Here is an 18,696-nt window from a genome sequence, read left to right as displayed (position 1 = left end):
GCGGGCGGGGCGGCCGTCGGCGGAGGGCTCGCCCCGGACTGGGCCGGCGCGATCGTCGGCGCGACGACGGCCGCGGCGAGGGCCAGGGGCGCGATCAGCGTCGTCGCAAGCAACGCCAGGCGGGAGATTCTACGATCCATGATCTCGTGCTTTCCAGGAGCTTGTTGCTGTCGCGATGATCAGAACTTGAGACGGACGCCCGTCGTGTAGTAGCGGCCGACCAGGTCGTCCGACTGCAGGTAGGCCCCGAACCGCCCGGCGTCGGCCGAGGAATTGATCGCGATCGGCGGAGACTTGTCGAAGAGGTTCTGGATATTGAAGAAGAACTCGGGCCTGGCGCCCTGGATCTCGGGCGTGAAGGCGAGATTGAGGTTGGCCGTCCAGAAGGCCGAGATCTTGGGCTCGTCATAGACCAGCGTCTTGTCAGCGTTCCAGCCAAGGGCGCTGCGCCAACGGGTCGACACAGTCGCCTTGAACTGGTCGGTCAGCGCATAGCTGGCGAAGCTGGTCACGCGCCATTTCGGAGACGCGCCCAGGCCGCCGGCCGGGGCGTAGGCGTAGCCCGCCATGTCGACGACCCCGATGCTCGGCGTGTCCTGGCGCAGGACCGGCTGATAGGTGGTCAGCACCCGAAGGGAGAGCGGGCGGCCCCAGAGCTGGGTCGCGTAGCTCGACTCGAGGTCCACGCCCCTGGTGTAGATCTCCGCGGCGTTGACCGAGCGGGTGTAGAAGTAGGTCGCGTTGTTCGCCGTGCTGGTGTCGGTATAGCCGTTGGGCCGGACGATCAGATCGCAGAGCGAGGATGTTCCCCCGCTGGCGATGCAGAGCTTCTGCACCGTCACGTTCGCCCCGTTCAGGGCGGTGATCGCGTCCTTGATCTTGATGGCGTAGAAATCGAGGGAAACGCTGGCGCCGGTCAGCCAGCCAGGCCGATAGACTACGCCCGCGGTCAGGGTGTTGCCGATCTCGGGCTTCAGATCCGGATTGCCGCCGCCCTGATTGGGCGCATTGACCAGGGTCGCGCCGGTCAGCTGGTCGATCACCGTGGAGCGGCTGACCGTGCCGGGGCCGTAGAGGTTGTTGAGGTTGGGCGCCCTGAAATCGCGCGAGCGGGTCGCGCGGATCGTCAGCTCGTCATTGACCCGCCAGACGCCGCCGACCTTCCAGGTCCATGCGCCCCCGAAGCTGTCGTAGTTGGCGTAGCGGCCGGCCAGATTGACGCTCAGGTCCTGCGCCAGCGGCGCGTCCTTCAGCAGCGGGACCTCGACCTCCAGCGCCGCCTCCTGGACGGTCTGGTGCACCAGCGGCGTGACGCCGAAGGTGACCTGGTGAAGATTGGTCGTGCCCTGGGTGCAGTTGTAGAGGATGCCCGTGCAGTCGGCCTTGTCCTCCGGCGGCACCTCGCTGGTCGCCGACAGGCCGACGCGGCGCCATTCTCCCGACAGCGCGACGTTCACCGGCCCGGCCCAGGTCTCGAACGGCGAGCCGGTGATGGATCCGGTGATGTCGGCGATCGTCCCCTTGGCCTTGCCGACGGTCCTGTCGGTCAGATACGCGATCGACTGCGCCGAGGCCGCGTTCGGACCGAAGGGATTGAACGGCGCGCAGGCCGCGTCGTCGTTGGTGGCGATGGCGTCGGCGTTGATCCGGCACACGATGTTCCCGCCGACCGAGACCGAGTCGAGCGCGGCCGCCAGGTGCTGCAGGTTTATGTTGCGTTCCGTGGTCCACTTCTGGGTCGACACGCCGTGCGCCGCGCCCAGTTCCCAGATGTAGTTGCCGAGCTTTCCCCTGAGCCCGCCGTTCACGAAGTAGCTGCCGAGGTCGAAGATCTTGGTGTGCGGGCCAAGCTGCGGGCCGAGCTGCTTGCTGAGGGTGAAGGTCGTCGTGGCCGTTCCATACTGGTAGGCGGCCGGCAGGAACGGGTTCTGCGAACGCAGCGTGACATTGCTCATGGTGAGCGTGGTGTCGTTGTACGCGTTGCGGTTCTTCGCGCCGAACCCTTCCAGGTAGACGTGCAGCGTGTCGGTCAGGTCGTAGTCGAACCGCGCGAACGCCCGCTTGGCGCGCAGGGCCCCCTTCAGCGAGCTGTCGTTGTTGTAGGCGCCGTCGCCGCCGATCTGGAAACCAGAGGTGCCGGTGGCGGTCCCGTTCTGAAAGGCCGACAGGACCCCATTGGATGAGAAGGTCTGACCGGCCAACGGGCCCGACCGGATCAGGCCGCCGCTCGTCAGAGAGGCGTTGTGGACGTTCGAATAGAGCTTGAACGGGTTGGCCGCCGAGCCCGGCGTCGCGGTCGAGCCGGCGACGCTCCCCTCGATCTGCCAGAGCTGCCCCAGATCGCGGCTGAACATGTCGAGAATGCCGGGGTCGTCATTGTATTCGAGACTGGCTTCGACATGGCCGCGCCCGTCGAACAGGGACGTTCCCGCGGCGACGCCGATGTCGGTCGTCCGATCGTCGCCGCGCGCCGAAACGCCGCGCTGGGCCTTGACCGACAGGCCCTTGAACTTGGAGTCGGTGACGAAGTTCACGACCCCCGATATGGCGTCGGAACCGTAGACCGCGGAGACGCCGCCGGTGACGACGTCGACCCGCTGCAGCAGCATCTGCGGGAACATGTCGATCGTCACCAGGCCCGTGTCGGTGCTGGGCTGGAGCCGCTTGCCGTCGAACAGGGTGAGGGTGCGATAGAGGCCGAGGCTGCGGATATTGGGGGCGTTGGCCGCGCCGTTAGGGCCGCCGTTGCCGCCGCCGGTGCCGCTGTTCTGGCCCATCGAGTTCTGGAACACCGGCAGCTGCTGCAGGGCGGCTGCGACGGACGTCGGGGTCGACGCCAGCAGCTGCTGGGTGCTGACGACCGTCAACGGCGTGGGACTGTTGTCGCCGTTGGTCGGGATACGCGAACCGGTGACGACCACTTCGCTCACGGTGGCGCTGGCGTCCGCCGTGGTCTGCGCATGCGCAGGCAACGCCAGAGCGGACACGCTGGCGCTAAGCAGCAAGCCCTTCGAAAGCCGATGGCTCATTGGCACGTTCACTCCCCTGTCGATTGTTTTATTTGTCCGCACTGTCACGCAGCCGGCTGCGTGCATGCATATTTGTTTTTGTCGTTATTATATAATTTTCACGCAGATTGCGGACATGGCGGATCGCTGCCTCCCCCGCGCGTCTCGCGACCCTGCCCGTGGCGCAGGTAGAGGAAGCCGGCCCTAATCCGGGCTGGCGGTCGGCTTGCTGGAGGGCAAGCCTAGATGGTATTTAGATCGGCAATCCTGGCCCAAATCGCCGGTGGCCGCTGGACCGATGACGGACGATGAACCCGAGGGACGTGCATGATCGCTGCGCCTCGATCAGCTTCAGGCAGCTGAGGCTGTTCGCCGCCGTGGGACATCACGGCGGCATACAGCGCGCCGCGCACGCTTGCGGCGTTTCCCAGCCCGCCGCGACCCAGGCCCTTTCACAGCTTCAGGACAAGGTGGCGGCGAGCCTGCTGGAGCGCGGCCTGGGCGGCATGACCTTGACCCCGCTCGGCAGGCTGCTTCACGCCCGGGTCGATCGGATCTGCGCCCAACTGGACGAGGTGATCGCCGATCTTGGTCCGGCCGACCGCAAGGCCGTGGAGCATCGCCTGACCCCCGCCCAGGTGAGGACCCTGTCGGCCGTGCTCGATACCGGATCCCTCGAGCGGGCGGCGCTCGCCGGCGGCGTGACGCGGGAGGGGCTTCGTCGATCGGCCGGCGTCCTGGAAAAGCTGACCGGACCGCTTTTCGTGCGCACGCCGGACGGGACCCGCTTCACCCCGCAGGCCCAGGCGTTCGCCGAACGCATTCGCGCCCTCCGAGAAGACATGGCGATCGGCGTCCGCGAACTGCACGCGCAGCAGACCAACGCCGAGACATCCATCGTCGTCGGCGCCGCACAGGCGTTCGGCAACCGCTTCCTGGCGCGCGTCCTGGCCGAACTGGCGACGCGGCATGCCGGCGCGCGCATTACGGTGCTTCGCGAGGGCCCTGTCGAATTGGTGGAAAGGCTGCGCGCGGGCGAGGTCGACCTCGTCGTCGGCGACATCGAGGCAATCGGGCGCGACCTCATCAAGGAACGGCTGGTCCGCACGCCCTATTTCGTGTTCGGCCGGCCAGGTCACCCCTTGAGCGGTTCGGAAACCGCCACGCTCGACCAGTTGATCGCCTATGACTGGGTGGGGGGAACGCCGGGCTCGGCGCGCGAGACCGCGCGCGAGGCGCTGTTCGCCGGCATGTCCCCGCCTCAGGTCGCCTTCGCCGCCTCAGAGGGGGCCATCGTCGGCCACTTCGTCGCCGGCAGCGACCGGCTGGCGCTGATGACCGAGCACGAAAGCCGTTGCGGCGGCCTGGCGCTTGCGAAGATGCCGTTCTTTCCGGTCGAAGCAGGCCTCGGCATCGACGTCGTCAGCCGGGCGGATCGCGCCCCCACGCAACTTCATCTCGAACTGGTCGATCTGCTGCGGGCTCATTTGAACGTGGAGGCCCCCGAGTCGATCGGCGGCGCGTCACGGCGGGTCGCCTGATCCGAGTGTCGCTACCGAACTCGAGCTTTCCGCGCATCAAATGCGGATTGATGAGCGCGGCTCAGCACCTCGTGGAGGAAAAGCCGCCAATCCGCTTGCCTCCGCTCGGCTAACCTCGATCGATCCCTGGCAACCGGCGGCCTCGCCGCCCGCTTAGTCGTTGTTGGTGCGCGGAGGATCGGAGGATGGCATGGTCGAACAATCGGACGCCGGCCTTTCGAGGCGCGGCCTGATGGCCGTCGGCGTGGCCTCGGCCGCCGTCGCCAGCGCTCCTAGCGCCACGGCCGCCCCGGCGCAGGACGCGCCGATCCTGGCCACGGTCACGCTCGAGGTGAACGACCGCAAGCAGACCTTGCACCTCGACACCCGCACCACGCTTCTCGACGCCCTGCGCGAGCACCTGAAGCTGACCGGGACCAAGAAGGGCTGCGACCACGGCCAGTGCGGCGCCTGCACGGTCATCGTCGAGGGCCGGCGGATCAATGCCTGCCTGACCCTGGCGGTGATGCACGAGGGCGACACGATCACCACGATCGAAGGCCTGGGAACGCCCGAGCGGCTGCACCCGCTGCAGGCGGCCTTCGTCAGGCACGACGGCTATCAGTGCGGCTACTGCACGCCAGGCCAGATCTGTTCGGCCAAGGCGATGCTGGACGAGATCAAGGCCGGCGTTCCCAGCCACGTGACCGCCGACCTGTCCGACAAGCCCAAGCTGACCGAGGCCGAACTGCGTGAGCGGATGAGCGGCAACATCTGTCGCTGCGGGGCCTATTCCAACATCGTCGAGGCGATCGCCGAAGTCGCCGGAGGCCTGGTCAAGGGAGAGCCGGCATGAGGGCCTTCACCTACGAGCGCGCCCGCACGCCGGCGGAGGCCGCGGCGGCGGCTGCCAGCGAGCCCGGCGCGCGGTTCATCGCCGGCGGCACCAACCTGCTCGACCTGATGAAGCTGGAGATCGAGACGCCGCGCCGCCTGATCGACCTGGGCGGCCTCAAGCTGGACGAGATCAAGGCCACGCGGGACGGCGGCCTGCGCATTGGCGCCCTGGCGCGCAACACCGACCTCGCCGCCGACAAGCGGGTGCGCAAGGACTATCCGGTGCTGTCGCGCGCGCTGCTGGCCGGCGCCTCGGGACAGCTGCGCAACAAGGCGACCACGGCCGGCAACCTGCTGCAGCGCACACGCTGTCCCTATTTCTACGACACCAACATGCCGTGCAACAAACGCAGCCCCGGCGCGGGCTGCTCGGCGATCGGCGGCTTCACCCGCTCGCACGCGGTGCTGGGGACGAGCGAGGCCTGCATCGCCACCCATCCCAGCGACATGGCCGTGGCCATGCGGCTGCTCGACGCCGGGGTCGAGACCGTCCGGCCGGACGGCGCGACCCGCACGATCCCGATCGCCGAGTTCCACCGCCTGCCCGCAGAGACCCCGCACATCGAGACGGCCCTGGCGCCCGGCGAACTGATCACCGCCGTCACCCTGCCCAAGCCGGTCGGCGGCAAGCAGGCCTATCACAAGGTGCGCGACCGGGCGTCGTACGCCTTCGCGCTGGTGTCTGTGGCGACGATCATCCACGAGGACGGCTCCGGCCGCGTCGCGCTCGGCGGCGTGGCGCACAAGCCCTGGCGCGTCGAGGAAGCCGAAGCGGCCATGCCGCGCGGCGCCAAGGCGACGACCGAGGCCCTGCTGTCGGGCGCCCGCACCACCGCGCAGAACGCCTTCAAGCTGACCCTGGCCGAACGCGCCCTGGGCGCGGCGATGGCCCAGCCCCGGGGATGATCCGATGAAGTTCGACACCCCCGCCACGACCAATCCGATCGACCAGCTGAAGATCGTCGGCAAGCCGGTCGACCGCATCGACGGCCCGCTGAAGACCACCGGAACCGCGCCCTACGCCTATGAGCGCCACGACGCGCTCGAGGGCGTCGCCTACGGCTACGTCGTGGGTTCGGCGATCGCCAAGGGGCGGATCAAGGCCATGGACCTTGGCCGCGCCAGGGCCGCGCCCGGCGTGCTGACCGTGGTCACCGCCCAGACCGCCGGCAAGCTGGGCAAGGGCGACAACAACACCGCCAGGCTGCTGGGCGGCCCCGAGATCGAGCACTACCACCAGGCCGTCGCGGTCGTGGTCGCCGAGACCTTCGAGCAGGCCCGCGCTGCGGCCGCCCTGATCAAGATCGACTACGAGCGCGCGAAGGGAACGTTCGACCTAGCCTCGGCCAAGGACGGCGCGCCGCCGGCCAAGGACAATCCCGACACCGCCGTCGGCGACTTCGACACGGCCTTCGCCGCCGCCCCGGTCAAGCTGGACGAGGCCTACACCACCCCCGACCAGGCCCACGCGATGATGGAGCCGCATGCGAGCATCGCGGCCTGGAAAGGCGACAAGCTGACCCTCTGGACGTCCAACCAGATGATCGCCTGGAGCCGGGGCGACGTGGCCAAGACGCTTGGGATCCCGAAGGACGACGTCCGGCTGGTGTCGCCCTATATCGGCGGCGGCTTCGGCGGAAAGCTGTTCGTCCGCGCCGACGCGATCCTGGCGGCGCTGGGCGCCAAGGCGACGGGTCGACCGGTCAAGATCGCCCTGCCCCGGCCGCTGATGTTCAACAACACCACCCACCGCCCGGCCACCATCCAGCGCATCCGCATCGGCGCGACCCAGGACGGCAGGATCACGGCCATCGGCCACGAGAGCTGGTCGGGCGACCTGCCCGGCGGCGGACCCGAGACCGCCACCCAGCAGACCCGCCTGCTCTACGCCGGGGCCAACCGCATGACCAAGATGAAGCTGGCCGTCCTGGACCTGCCCGAGGGCAACGCCATGCGCGCGCCCGGCGAGGCGCCGGGGCTGATGGCGCTGGAAGTGGCGATCGACGAACTGGCCGAAAAGCTGGGCATGGACCCGGTCGAACTGCGTGTTCTCAACGACACCCAGGTCGATCCGGAAAAGCCAGGACGCCCGTTCTCGCAGCGGCGGCTGGTCGAATGCCTGCGCACCGGCGCCGACCGCTTCGGCTGGAACAGGCGCCAGGCGCGCCCCGGCCAGGTCCGCGACGGCCGCTGGCTGGTCGGCATGGGCGTGGCGGCGGCGTTCCGCAACAACATGGTCATGAAGTCGGCGGCGCGGGTGCGGCTGGAGACCTCCGGCCAGATCACGGTCGAGACCGACATGACCGACATCGGCACCGGCAGCTACACGATCATCGCCCAGACCGCGGCCGAGATGATGGGCGTGCCGTTGCACCGGGTGACGGTGAAGCTGGGCGATTCCACCTTTCCGGTCTCGGCGGGGTCCGGCGGCCAGTGGGGCGGCAACAGCTCCACGGCGGGGGTCTACGCGGCTTGCGTAAAGCTGCGCGAAGCGGCCGCAACCAAGCTTGGCTTCGATCCCACCGTCGCGGAATTTTCGGACGGCCAGGTGAAGGCGGGCGGCCGCAATGCGCCGCTTGCCCAAGCCGCCACCGAAGCCCCTCTGGTCGTCGAGGACGCCATGGAATATGGCGACCTGACCAAGACCCACCAGCAATCGACCTTCGGCGGCCATTTCGTCGAGGTCGGCGTCGATGCGGCCACGGCGGAAATCCGCATCCGCCGCATGCTGGCCGTCTGCGCGGCCGGCCGGATCCTGAACCCCAAGTCCGCCCGCAGCCAGGTGATCGGCGCCATGACCATGGGCGCCGGCGCGGCGCTGATGGAGGAGCTGGCGGTCGACAAGCGTCTGGGCTTCTTCGTCAACCACGACCTGGCGGGCTACGAGGTCCCGGTCCATGCGGACATTCCGCACCAGGAGGTGGTCTTCCTGGACGAAACCGACCCGATGTCGTCGCCGATGAAGGCCAAGGGGGTCGGAGAACTGGGCATCTGCGGGGTGGCCGCCGCCGTGGCCAACGCCGTCTACAACGCCACGGGCGTGCGGGTGCGGGACTATCCGGTGACGCTCGACAAGCTGCTGGACGGCATGCCGACGCTCGCCTGAAATCGGGACGGCTGACGACCGGACCGCTAGTCCAGAACCGCGTCGAGCGGCGCCGACGGCGCGAGGTCGGGCAGCGGCGCCTCCAGGACGCAGACGAGCCCGCTTTCCTCGTAGACCATGCGCACCGTCCCTCCGAGGTCCTGCTGGCCGCTCACCTGGATGAGACGCGAGCCGAAGCCCAGGGTCTTGGGCTGCGTGACCGCCGGACCGCCCTCCTCCCGCCACTCGAGGGTCAGGCGCCCGGATCCGCCCTGCGGCGACCGCGCGCGCCAGGTCACGTGGACGCAGCCCGTCGGGACCGACAGGGCGCCGTACTTGGCCGCATTGGGCGCCAGTTCATGAAAGATCAGCCCCAGCGCCAGGGCCTGGCGCGATCCGAACTCCAGGCGCTCGCCGCTGAGCACGTATTGGCCCTCGGGATAGGGCGCCAGTTCCTGGGCCAGGAGGTCGCCGATCGCCACCGCCTCCCAGCTCGATTGGGTCAGGATGTTGTGCGTCCCCGAAAGCGCCATCAGGCGATCCTCGAAGGCGGCGCGAAACTCGGCCACCGAGCCCGAGCGCCGGGCGGTATGGGCCGCGATCGACTGGATGGTGGCCAGGGTGTTCTTGACCCGGTGGTTCAGCTCGTTGGTCAGCAGGCGCAGGCGGCGCTCGCTGGCGGTGACCGCCGCGAAGGCCATGTGGCGGTCGGTGACGTCGAGCACCACGCCCATCATCCGCCGGGGCCGCCCCCGGGCGTCGCGCAGCACCTTGCCGCGGACATTGACCCAGCGGTCCTGCTCGACCAGGCGATATTCGATGTCGTAGTCGCCGCCAGTGCGCAGCACGCTCTCGAAGGCCTTCTCGCGCCGCGCGCGGTCTTCTTCCGACAAGGCGCCCAGCCATCGCTCCAAGGTCAGTTCGTCGTCGGGCTTCAGCCCGAACAGGGACTTGCCGTGCCCGGAGACACGCAGCACCCCGGTCGTCAGGTCGAACTCCCAATAGCCGACGCCGCCGGCGCCGAGGGCCTGAAGGATGTTGCCTCGCTGATCATAGAGCGAGGCCATGAGCGCCAGGAACAGGACCAGCAGCGTGCCGGCCGCCACGCCCACCCCGACCAGGAACGGCTGCACGCCGGGCGGCGACGCATGCCGCGTTGCTCCCGCCACCGCCAGCTCCAGGGCGGCCATGGCGGTGTAGTGCATGCCGACCACCGCCGCGCCCAGCAGCACCGCGGCCAGGAGCCTGGCCGCCGCGCCATGGGCGCCGCGCGCGACGACCAGCGCGGCCGTCGAGGCGACGACGGCGATGACCAGCGAGGCGGCGACGAGATCCGGCCGATAACTCAGCGACACGGCCGAATGCAGCGCCGCCATGCCGACATAGTGCATCAGGCAGATGCCGCCCCCCATGGCCGCGCCGGCGGCCAGCAGACTCGCCCGCCCCGCCCGCTCGCGCGTCGCGCTGAGAAAGGCGGCCCAGGTCGAACCCACCGCCAGAGCCAGGGAGGCGACGGTCAGGCCCGGGTCATAGGCGACCGGAGCGCCGGGATCGAAGCTCAGCATGGCGATGAAGTGCATCGACCAGATGCTCAGGCCCATCGCGATGGCGGCGGTGCTGGTCCAGACGAGCCGCGCGCGGCCCAGATGGCCGGATACGCGCCGGGCCAGGTCCAGCGCGGTCCAGGAGCCGAAGACCGCGACGCCGAACGAAAGCGCGACGAAGGTCCAGACGTGATGGTGATGGTGCAGGATGAGCCGCCTCGCTGATACGGCTCAGTCTTGCCCCCTGGCGCGATCCGCGTCCAGCCGGTCGGGAACCGCCCTATGGATTGCGTACGGCCCGCTTGTCGATCCACGCCAGGATGAGGTCTGCGATCTGGAGGTTGTTCCGGTCCTGCATCAACATGTGGCTGTTGCCGCGGACGCCCTGCTCGGCCGTCGCGATGATGTCCGCCCGTCCGCCGGCCGCCTCGATGCGCCGGGCGTAGGCGCGGCACCCCTCCAGCCGGTCCTGCCAGGTGATGCCGCCCAGGCCGGTCTGGACCGACAGGTTGTCGCCGAACACGACCAGGGTCGGGATCCTGGCCAGCCTGGCGATCTGCTCGTCGGTGTAGCTGGCCCGGCAAGCGCCGGGTTCGACGGCGACGATGCCCGCGACGCCTCGCGGGTTCACCAGCGCCGCGTCCATCGGAAAGGGTCCGGACTGGGAGTGGCTGATCAGGACCGCGCCATCCAGGTCGATCGCCAGATCGGACAGGGCCCTGAACGTGGGATTGGGCGAGGGAACCTGCGAGGTCAGGTCGGGGATGGCCTGCTTGGAAAGCTCGCCGACGGCCCCGACGGGGAACTGGGCGCCCGGAAACGCTTCACCGAACTTCGGCCCGAAGCGGAAGTTGGTCCAGACGCCGACACGGTCGCCAAAGCGAAAGGCCCCCTGCCCGATCGCGGCCGGCGCGCCCGGCGTGGTCGGCGCCACCGCTCCCGACGGCGCGCTGTTTGCCCCCGACAGCCTGTTGTTGATCGCCGCCTGATTGAACCCGGACCGCGCCCGGCCGACCTGGTCGACGACATAGGTCGGATGGGCCTTGCGGACGAAATACTCGTACCAGCCCATGCGGCCGTCGGGCGTGGTGTCGTAGCTTTTTCCGCTGAGGCCCGCGCCATGGATCATCACCACCGGGACCTTGGTCCTGCCGGTCGGGACCATGTACTCGACGTACATCTGATCGACGGTGACGCTGTCGTCGGGACCCAGCAGGATCTCCCCGGCCTTCTGCTCCACCGACCGTCCGCCGACGAAGAAGCTGCCCCTGGCCTTCAGCACCAGCGGTTTGCCCGGCGTCTGGATGGACTTCAGGGTCTGCGCCGCCGCGGCCCCCGCGAAGGGGAGGCCCAGGACCGCGCAGAGCGCCAGGGCGCCGGCGCGGGATGAGAAGCTGTTCGTCCGGCCCATGCTGGGTCTCCCTTCGATGTCGAAGAAAGACTATCGCGCCCCGGAAAGCGCGATTAGCGGGCGGAAAGGACTTGGTCTCGTTAGCTCCCCTAACAAATCCACCGACCGCGCCGGTCAGCGGTCCTTGAACCGGAGCGCATCGGTGAGCATCGCGAACGCCGGCGAGGCGTGGCGCCGGCTCGGGTAGTAGAGATGGTAGCCGGAAAACGGCGGACACCAGTCCTCCAGCACCCGGACCAGCTCGCCCGATGCGATGCAGGGCGCGGCGACGTCCTCGGGCATGTAGGCCAGGCCCAGGCCCTGCAGCGCGGAGTCCAGGCGCTGGCGTATGGTGTTGAAGATCAACTGGCCGTCGACCCGCACCTTCACCTCGCGGCCGTCCTTCTCGAACTCCCAGGGAAAGAGGCCGCCATAGGTGGGCAGGCGCATGTTGATGCAGTTGTGATCGGTGAGGTCCTGGGGGCTCTCCGGTTTCCGGCGGTTTGCGAAATAGGTCGGAGAGCCGACCACGGCCATGCGCATGTCCGGGCCGATGCGCAGGGCGATCATGTCCTTGGCCACCTGTTCACCGAGGCGCACGCCCGCGTCGAACCCCTCCGCCACGATATCGACCATGCCGTAGTCGACGACGATCTCGACGCGGATGTCGGGATAGTCCGGCAGCAGCCTGGCCAGGCCCGGCTGCAGGACCGACCGGGCGGCATGCTCGCCGGCCGTGATGCGGATCGTGCCGGCCGGGCGCTCGCGCATCTCGGCCAGGGCGACCAGCGCCTGCTCGATTTCCTCGAAGCGCGGCGCGATGGTCTGAAGCAGGCGATCCCCCGCCTCGGTCGGCGCGACGCTGCGGGTCGTGCGCGTCAGAAGGCGAACGCCCAGCCGGCCTTCCAGGCCCTTGATCGTCTGGCTGAGCGCCGAGGGCGAGACGCCCAGCTTGGCGCCGGCGCGGGTGAAGCTGCGCTCCCTGGCCACCGCGGCGAAGACGGCAAGTTCGTCGAAGCCCTGACCCATTTGTTAGCCTCACTAAAAGCGACATCGCGATTATGGGGCCTAATCGCCGGAACGGGCCAGGCCTATCTTGCCGGTCATGCGAAGGCGCTGGGGGCTCCGCGTTCGCGAACGTCAGGAGCACCGAATGCAAGACCAGGATCCGGGCATGTCGCGCCGCACCGCCTTTGGAGCGTCCGCCGCCATCGTCCTGGCCGCCGGCGCCAGCGCCTGCGCCGCCGAAGACCGGGTCGCCGGCTCGCACACCCTGGTCGCCTATTTCACGCGCTCGGGGAACACCCGGGTCATCGCCGGCCAGCTGCATCGCGAACTGAAGGCCGACCTCTTCGAGATCCTGCCCGCCGCCCCCTACCCCGACGACTACGAGCAGACGGTCGAGCAGGCGCGCCAGGAACGGGACGCCGGCGTGCGGCCGCCGTTGCGGACGAGCGTCCGCAGCCTCGCCGCCTACGACACCGTCTTTCTCTGCTTTCCGATCTGGGGCGAGACCGTCCCGCCGATCGTCCGCAGCTTCCTGGCCGCCCATGACCTGTCGGGCAAGACCGTCCGGCCGGTGATCACCCACGGCGGCTACGGCCTGGGCGACAGCCTCGCCGTGCTCGAGCGCCTCGCCCCGGACGCGAGCCTGACGCCGACCTTCTCGATGGAGGCCGACCAGGAGCGCCGCACCATGACCCAGGTCCGCGACTGGCTCGGCCAGATCGCCCGCGCCTGATCCCTCAATCCCCGGAGAACCAACATGCAAAAGCGCAAACTCGGCCAGGCCGGCCTGGAAGTCTCCGCCCTCGGCTACGGCTGCATGGGACTGACCGCCGCCTATGGTCCGGCGACGCCTCACGACGAGGCCGTGGCGGTCGTCCGTGCGGCCTTCGACGGCGGCGTCACCCTGTTCGACACGGCCGAGGCTTACGGCCCGTTCGCCAACGAGACCCTGCTGGGCGAGGCCGTCGCGCCGTTCCGCGACCAGGTGGTTGTCGCCACCAAGTTCGGGTTCGACATCGACCTTGCGACCGGCGCGCGCACCGGCGGCCTCAACAGCCGGCCCGAACACATCAAGGCCGTCGCCGAGGCGCAGCTCAAGCGCCTTCGCACCGACCGGATCGACCTGCTCTACCAGCACCGGGTCGATCCGGCCGTGCCGATGGAGGACGTGGCCGGGGCGGTGAAGGACCTGATCACGGCCGGCAAGGTGGGACACTTCGGGCTTTCGGAGCCCAGCGTGGAATCGCTGCGCCGCGCCCACGCCGTGCAGCCGGTCGCCGCCCTGCAGAACGAGTATTCGCTGTGGACCCGCGACGTGGAGCACAACGGGGTCCTGGCGGCCTGCGAGGAACTGGGCGTCGGCTTCGTGCCGTTCAGCCCGCTGGGGGCGGGCTTCCTGACCGGCAAGATCGACGAGACCACCAAGCTCGACCCGACCGACTTCCGCTCGATCTCGCCGCGCTTCGCCGCCGACGCCCGGGCCGCCAACATGGCGTTGGTGGATCTGCTGAAGGCGATCGCCGAAACCAAGTCGGCCACGCCGGCGCAGATCGCCCTGGCCTGGCTGCTGGCCCAGAAGCCTTGGATCGCGCCGATCCCGGGCACCACCAAACGCCATCGCCTCGACGAGAACCTGGGCGCGGCCGGCGTCGAGCTGACGGCCGAGGACCTGGCGGCGATCGAAGAAGCCGCCGCGAAGATCCCGATCCAGGGCGCGCGCCTGCCCGAAGCCGTCCTGGCCCAGACCGGCCGCTGATCCGTTCCGCGACAGGAGATCCCATGGACGACAAGACCCACAGAACCGCCGTCGTCGGGCGCCGCGACCTGCTGGCGCTCGGTCTGGCGCTGCCGGCCGCCGCGGCCGCCGGCTCCACCGCCGAGGCTCAGGCCCGAGCCCGAACCCAAACGCCCGCCAGCAGCGGTGAACGGCGCAAGCTCGGCAAGCTGGAGGTGTCCAGCCTCGGCATGGGCGTGCAGAACATGCACCGCGCCTATCAGACCACGGTCCCCTACCGGCCCGAGATGCTGAACATCCTGCGGGCCGCCCACGACCGGGGCGTCAGCTTCTTCGACACCGCCGAGGCCTATGGTCCGTTCGAGAACGAGAAGATCCTGGGCGAGGCGATCCAGCCGTTTCGCGACAAGGTGACGGTCGCCAGCAAGTTCGGCTGGAACATCGATCCCGAGACCGGCCGGCGCGGCCCCGGCCTCAACAGCCGGCCCGAGCACATCAAGGTGGCGGTCGAGGGCAGCCTCAAGCGCCTGCGCACCGACCGCATCGACCTGCTCTATCAGCACCGCGTCGATCCGGCCGTGCCGATCGAGGACGTCGCCGGCGCGATCCAGGACCTGATGAAGCAGGGCAAGATCCTGCACTGGGGGCTCAGCGAAATGGGTCCGCAAACCCTGCGCCGCGCCCATGCCGCCCTGCCCGTCACCGCCGTCCAGAACGAGTATTCGCTGCTCTGGCGCGGCCCGGAAAAGTGGGTGCTGCCGACCTGCGAGGAACTGGGGATCGGCTTCGTCTGCTGGAGCCCGCTGGGCGTGGGCCTCCTCAACGGGGCCATCGACGCGGGCACCCGCTTCGCCGACGGCGACATCCGCAAGGTCGAAGGCCGGTTCGCCCCGGAGAACCTGGCCAACAACCTGGCCCTGGTCGATCTGCTGAAGACCTGGGCGCAGCGCAAGTCGGCGACGCCCGGCCAGATCGCCCTGGCCTGGCTGCTGGCTCAGAAGCCCTGGATCGTGCCGATCCCGGGCACGACCCAGATGGCGCACATGATCGACAACGCCGGCGCGGCGGCCATCCGCTTCACGCCCGCCGAGCTTGGCGAACTGAACGCCGCGGCTTCGGCGATCCAGATCCAGGGACTGCGGCTCCCCGAAGGCGTCCTGGCTTTCTCGGAAGTCGAAGCCCCGGCCAAGATCTGATGCTCATTCCTGTTCGAAGGAGTTTCCCATGAAGCCTGTTGTCGCCGCCATGGCGGCCCTGACGCTGGCGACCCCGGTCGAGGCCCAGGAACGCAAGTCCGTCGCGCCCAAGGCCATGCAGGCCGTCGCGCCCGGTCTGGCCGGCTATACCGACGAGGTGCTGTTCGGCGACGTCTGGATCAGCCCCGCGCTCAGCCCGCGCGATCGCAGCCTGGTGACCGTGTCGGCGCTGATCGCGACCGGCAAGACCGCCCAGCTCGCCGGCCATCTGGGCCGCGCGCTGGATAACGGCGTCAAACCCGACGAAATCGCCGGGGTCGTCACCCATCTGGCCTTCTACACCGGCTGGCCCAATGCGGTGTCGTCGCTGGAGGTCATCGAAAAGGTGTTCACCGACCGAGGCGTCGACATGGCGTCCTTGCGGGCGCCGCCAAGTGCGCGCCTGCCCGCGCCCGCTTCGGACGCCGCGCGCGCCCGGACGGTGACGGCGACGATCGGGCCGGTCGCGCCCAAGCTGGCGGCCCTGACCAACGACGTGCTGTTCGGCGACCTGTGGCGGCGGTCCGACCTGGCCCCACGCGACCGCAGCCTGGCGACGATCGCGGCGCTGGCGGCCAACGGCGATGAGGCCGGGCTGGCCTTTCACATCGGCCTGGGCCTCGAAAACGGCCTGACACGGGCGCAGGTCGGCGAAGCCCTGACCCATCTGGCCTTCTACGCCGGCTGGCCCAAGGCGACCGCCGCGGTCGCCGTGGCCGACAAGGTGTTCAAGGGCCTGGACGCGAACGCGGCGGCGCCGGCCCCCGAAGGCCTGGTGATCATCCCGCCCGGCGCTCAGCCGGTCCAGGGGCCGGCCGCCACCTTCACCGGAGCGGTCACGGTCGCCTCCCCGTTCAAGGGCGGCGGACAGGCGGGGCTCGGCGGCGCCACCGTCACCTTCCAGCCGGGCGCGCGCTCCAACTGGCACAGCCACCCGCTCGGCCAGCTTCTGGTCGTCACCGACGGGGAAGGCCTGGTCCAGGCCGAGGGCGAGCCGGTTCGGCGGATCAGGCCCGGCGACGTCGTCTGGACGCCGCCGGGCGTCAGGCACTGGCACGGCGCGACGCCCGCCAGCGCCATGACCCACGTGGCGGTGGCCGAGGCCTTGGACGGCAAGAGCGTGACCTGGCTCGGTCCCGTGACGGACGCCGAATACCGCGCGCCGGCCCGATAGGGGCCGGCCTCAATTCCCATCAAGAGACGGCGGGGCTTCGATGGAAGCCCGCGCCCGTGGAGTTTCCGATGGCCAATGACCCGGTCGGCAAAAGCAGGCGCGAGGTCCTCGCGGGATCCGCGCTCGTCCTTTCCAGTTCACTTCTCGGAGTTACGACGATGAGCACGACTCCCGCCGCCGCGTCGGACCAGGCGGCCAATCCCTTCACCCTGGTCTATGGCGGCGCGATCACCAGGAACGAGGCCGGCAAGGTCAATATCCATCCGGTCACCTACAGGCTGGGCGACCTGGACATCGCGGCCAATGTCTACACGCCGGCCGGTTACGATGCCGGCCGGACATATCCGGCGATCGTCGTGGCGCACCCCAACGGCGGCGTGAAGGAACAGGTCGCGGGCCTCTACGCCCAGCGCCTGGCTGAACACGGCTACATCACCATCACCGCCGACGCGGCCTATCAGGGCGGCAGCGGCGGCCTGCCGCGCAGCGTGGACAAGCCGATGTTCAGGATCGAGGACATCCACGGCATGGCCGACTTCATCAGCCGTTACCCCGGCGTGGACGCCCAGCGCCTGGGCCTTTTCGGCATCTGCGGCGGCGGCGGCTATTCCCTCGCCGCGGCCAAGACCGACAAGCGCTTCAAGTCGCTCGCCACGCTCAGCATGTTCAATTCCGGCCGGGTGCGGCGCAACGGCTATCAGGACTCGCAGCTGGCGACGATCCAGGACCGGCTCGGGCAGGCCTCGCGCGCCCGCGCCCAGGAAGCGGCCGGCGGCGAGCTCCTCTATTCCGGGGACGCCAACCTGACCGACGCGCAGATCGCCGCATTGCCGTTCGATCTCTATCGGCAAGGCTATGCGTACTACTGGAAGACCCACGCCCATCCGGGCTCGACCTTCAAGTACACGACCAGCAGCCTGCTGGACCTGATGCGCTGGGACGCCACTGACCAGATCGACCTGATCGACGTTCCACTGCTCATGTTGGCCGGCAGCAAGGCCGACAGCCTCTACATGACCAAAGACGCCTTCCCCAAGGCGACCGGCGCGACCGACAAGACCCTGTTCCTGATCGACGGCGCCACGCACATCGAGACCTATTGGGTTCCGAAGTACGTCGATACGGCGATGGGTCAACTGACGCCGTTCTTCGCGAGGACGTTGGCGACGGGTCCCGCCTGACCAGGCCAGCCTCCAAGGCGTCGTGTGTCACACGACTGTCGCCGCCCGCTGGCATGGGCCGCCCATGCCCTTGCCCCTTTATGACGGCTGTGCGGTTCGAGAGTCTGGCGACATCGACGGCGCCGAGCACTTCGAGGCCCTGACCCGCCGCCTGCGCGCGCCGCTGCTCAGCTACTTCGCCCGCCGCACCGGCTCGCGGCTCGACGCCGAGGAGCTGGTGCAGGACCTGTTCCTGCGGCTGCTGCGTCGCCGGGGCCTGATGGCGCTGGAGAACGTCGACGGCTACGTCTTCGAGGCGGCCGCCAACCTGCTGCGCGACAAGGCGCGTCGCGACCGGGCGCGGCTCGAGGGCGGTCCCGTGGATCTCCAGACCCTGGATCCGGCCGACGACCTGCCGGGCGCCGAGCAGGTGGTCGGCGGGCGCCAGAACCTGGCGCGGCTGCGCACGGCCCTGAAGTCGCTGCCGCCGCGCGCCCGGACGATCGTGATCCTGCGACGGTTCGAGGACATGACCCACGCCGAGATCGCCGCCCGCCTGCGGATCTCGGTCAGCGCCGTCGAAAAGCACCTGGCCCGGGCCATGATCGTGCTGCGCGACGCCCTGCGGGAGGAGGTCTGATGGCCGGCTCTCCCAAATCCCCCAAATCTCCCGAAGCCTCGGCCCGCTGGTTCGCCAAGGTCGAGGGCGGCCGCCTGTCGCTGGACGAGCAGCGGGACTTCGCCGACTGGCTGGGCGAGGCCGACAACGCCCGGGCCTTCGACGAACTGGAGCAGAGCTGGGAAGCGCTCGGCGAGGCCGGCGGCGACCGCGAGCTGCTGCGCATGCGCTCGGCCGCCCTGCGCAAGGCCTCGGGTCCCAGCCGGCGGGCGATCCTCGGCATGGCCGGCGGCGCGACCGCCGCGGCGGTCGCCAGCGGGG

General features: G+C 69.4%; 15 protein-coding genes. 11 read left to right on the top strand and 4 right to left on the bottom strand.

Annotated features, from left to right (window positions below):
• Positions 1 to 179: 179 nt before the first annotated feature.
• Entirely contained in the window at positions 180 to 3,029 is a 2,850-nt protein-coding gene (locus DMC18_RS06145; protein ID WP_158285869.1) for a TonB-dependent receptor domain-containing protein, read from the bottom strand.
• A 287-nt stretch (positions 3,030 to 3,316) separates the two neighbouring features.
• On the opposite strand from DMC18_RS06145, the gene DMC18_RS06140 reads away from it, so the two are divergent.
• From DMC18_RS06140 to paoC, 4 genes are all read left to right on the top strand, one after another.
• Positions 3,317 to 4,549, top strand: coding sequence for a LysR substrate-binding domain-containing protein (locus DMC18_RS06140; protein WP_110120490.1), 1,233 nt, complete (start codon positions 3,317 to 3,319; stop codon positions 4,547 to 4,549).
• Between the two features lie 190 nt (positions 4,550 to 4,739).
• Positions 4,740 to 5,384: an aldehyde dehydrogenase iron-sulfur subunit PaoA gene (gene paoA / locus DMC18_RS06135; RefSeq protein WP_110120491.1), complete on the top strand. Its 645-nt coding sequence runs from the start codon at positions 4,740 to 4,742 to the stop codon at positions 5,382 to 5,384.
• Positions 5,381 to 6,331 (top strand): xanthine dehydrogenase family protein subunit M, encoded by a 951-nt coding sequence (locus DMC18_RS06130; protein WP_110120492.1) that lies wholly within the window; start codon positions 5,381 to 5,383, stop codon positions 6,329 to 6,331. The genes paoA and DMC18_RS06130 overlap by 4 nt, the downstream gene beginning before the upstream one ends.
• 4 nt (positions 6,332 to 6,335) lie before the next feature.
• On the top strand, positions 6,336 to 8,531 hold the full coding sequence (paoC, locus tag DMC18_RS06125) for an aldehyde oxidoreductase molybdenum-binding subunit PaoC (RefSeq protein WP_110120493.1): 2,196 nt from the start codon (positions 6,336 to 6,338) through the stop codon (positions 8,529 to 8,531).
• A 26-nt stretch (positions 8,532 to 8,557) separates the two neighbouring features.
• Here the strand turns inward: paoC and DMC18_RS06120 are convergent, their stop codons facing one another.
• From DMC18_RS06120 to DMC18_RS06110, 3 genes are all read right to left on the bottom strand, one after another.
• Complete coding sequence (locus DMC18_RS06120) at positions 8,558 to 10,111, bottom strand: sensor histidine kinase (protein ID WP_110132769.1); 1,554 nt, start codon at positions 10,109 to 10,111, stop codon at positions 8,558 to 8,560.
• Between the two features lie 223 nt (positions 10,112 to 10,334).
• Entirely contained in the window at positions 10,335 to 11,465 is a 1,131-nt protein-coding gene (locus DMC18_RS06115; RefSeq protein WP_110120541.1) for a hypothetical protein, read from the bottom strand.
• 114 nt (positions 11,466 to 11,579) lie between these two features.
• Positions 11,580 to 12,473, bottom strand: a complete 894-nt coding sequence (locus tag DMC18_RS06110) for a LysR family transcriptional regulator (RefSeq protein WP_110120540.1) — start codon at positions 12,471 to 12,473, stop codon at positions 11,580 to 11,582.
• A 124-nt stretch (positions 12,474 to 12,597) separates the two neighbouring features.
• Here DMC18_RS06110 and DMC18_RS06105 point away from each other — a divergent pair, with 124 nt between their 5' ends.
• From DMC18_RS06105 to DMC18_RS06075, 7 genes are all read left to right on the top strand, one after another.
• A complete protein-coding gene (locus DMC18_RS06105; RefSeq protein WP_110120539.1) occupies positions 12,598 to 13,185 on the top strand; it encodes a flavodoxin in 588 nt (195 codons plus the stop codon).
• A gap of 24 nt (positions 13,186 to 13,209) precedes the next feature.
• Positions 13,210 to 14,208, top strand: coding sequence for an aldo/keto reductase (locus DMC18_RS06100; RefSeq protein ID WP_110120538.1), 999 nt, complete (start codon positions 13,210 to 13,212; stop codon positions 14,206 to 14,208).
• A 23-nt stretch (positions 14,209 to 14,231) separates the two neighbouring features.
• Positions 14,232 to 15,383 carry an aldo/keto reductase gene (locus tag DMC18_RS06095; RefSeq protein WP_110120537.1) on the top strand — a complete coding sequence of 384 codons (1,152 nt, stop codon included), beginning with the start codon at positions 14,232 to 14,234 and terminating at the stop codon, positions 15,381 to 15,383.
• A 28-nt stretch (positions 15,384 to 15,411) separates the two neighbouring features.
• Positions 15,412 to 16,596, top strand: a complete 1,185-nt coding sequence (locus tag DMC18_RS06090; RefSeq protein WP_110132768.1) for a carboxymuconolactone decarboxylase family protein — start codon at positions 15,412 to 15,414, stop codon at positions 16,594 to 16,596.
• Between the two features lie 158 nt (positions 16,597 to 16,754).
• Positions 16,755 to 17,777, top strand: a complete 1,023-nt coding sequence (locus DMC18_RS06085; protein WP_199228611.1) for an alpha/beta hydrolase — start codon at positions 16,755 to 16,757, stop codon at positions 17,775 to 17,777.
• A gap of 64 nt (positions 17,778 to 17,841) precedes the next feature.
• Positions 17,842 to 18,396 carry an RNA polymerase sigma factor gene (locus DMC18_RS06080; protein ID WP_110121871.1) on the top strand — a complete coding sequence of 185 codons (555 nt, stop codon included), beginning with the start codon at positions 17,842 to 17,844 and terminating at the stop codon, positions 18,394 to 18,396.
• Positions 18,396 to 18,696 (top strand): DUF4880 domain-containing protein (locus DMC18_RS06075; protein WP_146217990.1); only part of this gene is annotated, 301 nt, incomplete at its 3' end. The genes DMC18_RS06080 and DMC18_RS06075, both read left to right, overlap by 1 nt.

The organism is Caulobacter sp. D5 (assembly GCF_003185805.1).
In the GTDB taxonomy this organism is placed as follows: Bacteria; Pseudomonadota; Alphaproteobacteria; order Caulobacterales; family Caulobacteraceae; genus Caulobacter.
The sequence above is the reverse complement of the archived record's forward strand: the minus strand, read 5'-3'. Positions and strand labels throughout refer to the sequence as shown.

Coding starts and splice junctions, on each gene's coding strand:
- paoC (WP_110120493.1), top strand. CDS start 6,336: ATGAAGTTCGACACCCCCGCCACGACCAATCCGATCGACCAGCTGAAG.
- DMC18_RS06080 (WP_110121871.1), top strand. CDS start 17,842: ATGCCCTTGCCCCTTTATGACGGCTGTGCGGTTCGAGAGTCTGGCGAC.
- paoA (WP_110120491.1), top strand. CDS start 4,740: ATGGTCGAACAATCGGACGCCGGCCTTTCGAGGCGCGGCCTGATGGCC.
- DMC18_RS06140 (WP_110120490.1), top strand. CDS start 3,317: ATGAACCCGAGGGACGTGCATGATCGCTGCGCCTCGATCAGCTTCAGG.
- DMC18_RS06130 (WP_110120492.1), top strand. CDS start 5,381: ATGAGGGCCTTCACCTACGAGCGCGCCCGCACGCCGGCGGAGGCCGCG.
- DMC18_RS06105 (WP_110120539.1), top strand. CDS start 12,598: ATGCAAGACCAGGATCCGGGCATGTCGCGCCGCACCGCCTTTGGAGCG.
- DMC18_RS06090 (WP_110132768.1), top strand. CDS start 15,412: ATGAAGCCTGTTGTCGCCGCCATGGCGGCCCTGACGCTGGCGACCCCG.
- DMC18_RS06115 (WP_110120541.1), bottom strand. CDS start 11,465: ATGGGCCGGACGAACAGCTTCTCATCCCGCGCCGGCGCCCTGGCGCTC.
- DMC18_RS06085 (WP_199228611.1), top strand. CDS start 16,755: ATGAGCACGACTCCCGCCGCCGCGTCGGACCAGGCGGCCAATCCCTTC.
- DMC18_RS06100 (WP_110120538.1), top strand. CDS start 13,210: ATGCAAAAGCGCAAACTCGGCCAGGCCGGCCTGGAAGTCTCCGCCCTC.
- DMC18_RS06145 (WP_158285869.1), bottom strand. CDS start 3,029: ATGAGCCATCGGCTTTCGAAGGGCTTGCTGCTTAGCGCCAGCGTGTCC.
- DMC18_RS06110 (WP_110120540.1), bottom strand. CDS start 12,473: ATGGGTCAGGGCTTCGACGAACTTGCCGTCTTCGCCGCGGTGGCCAGG.
- DMC18_RS06120 (WP_110132769.1), bottom strand. CDS start 10,111: ATGGGCCTGAGCATCTGGTCGATGCACTTCATCGCCATGCTGAGCTTC.
- DMC18_RS06095 (WP_110120537.1), top strand. CDS start 14,232: ATGGACGACAAGACCCACAGAACCGCCGTCGTCGGGCGCCGCGACCTG.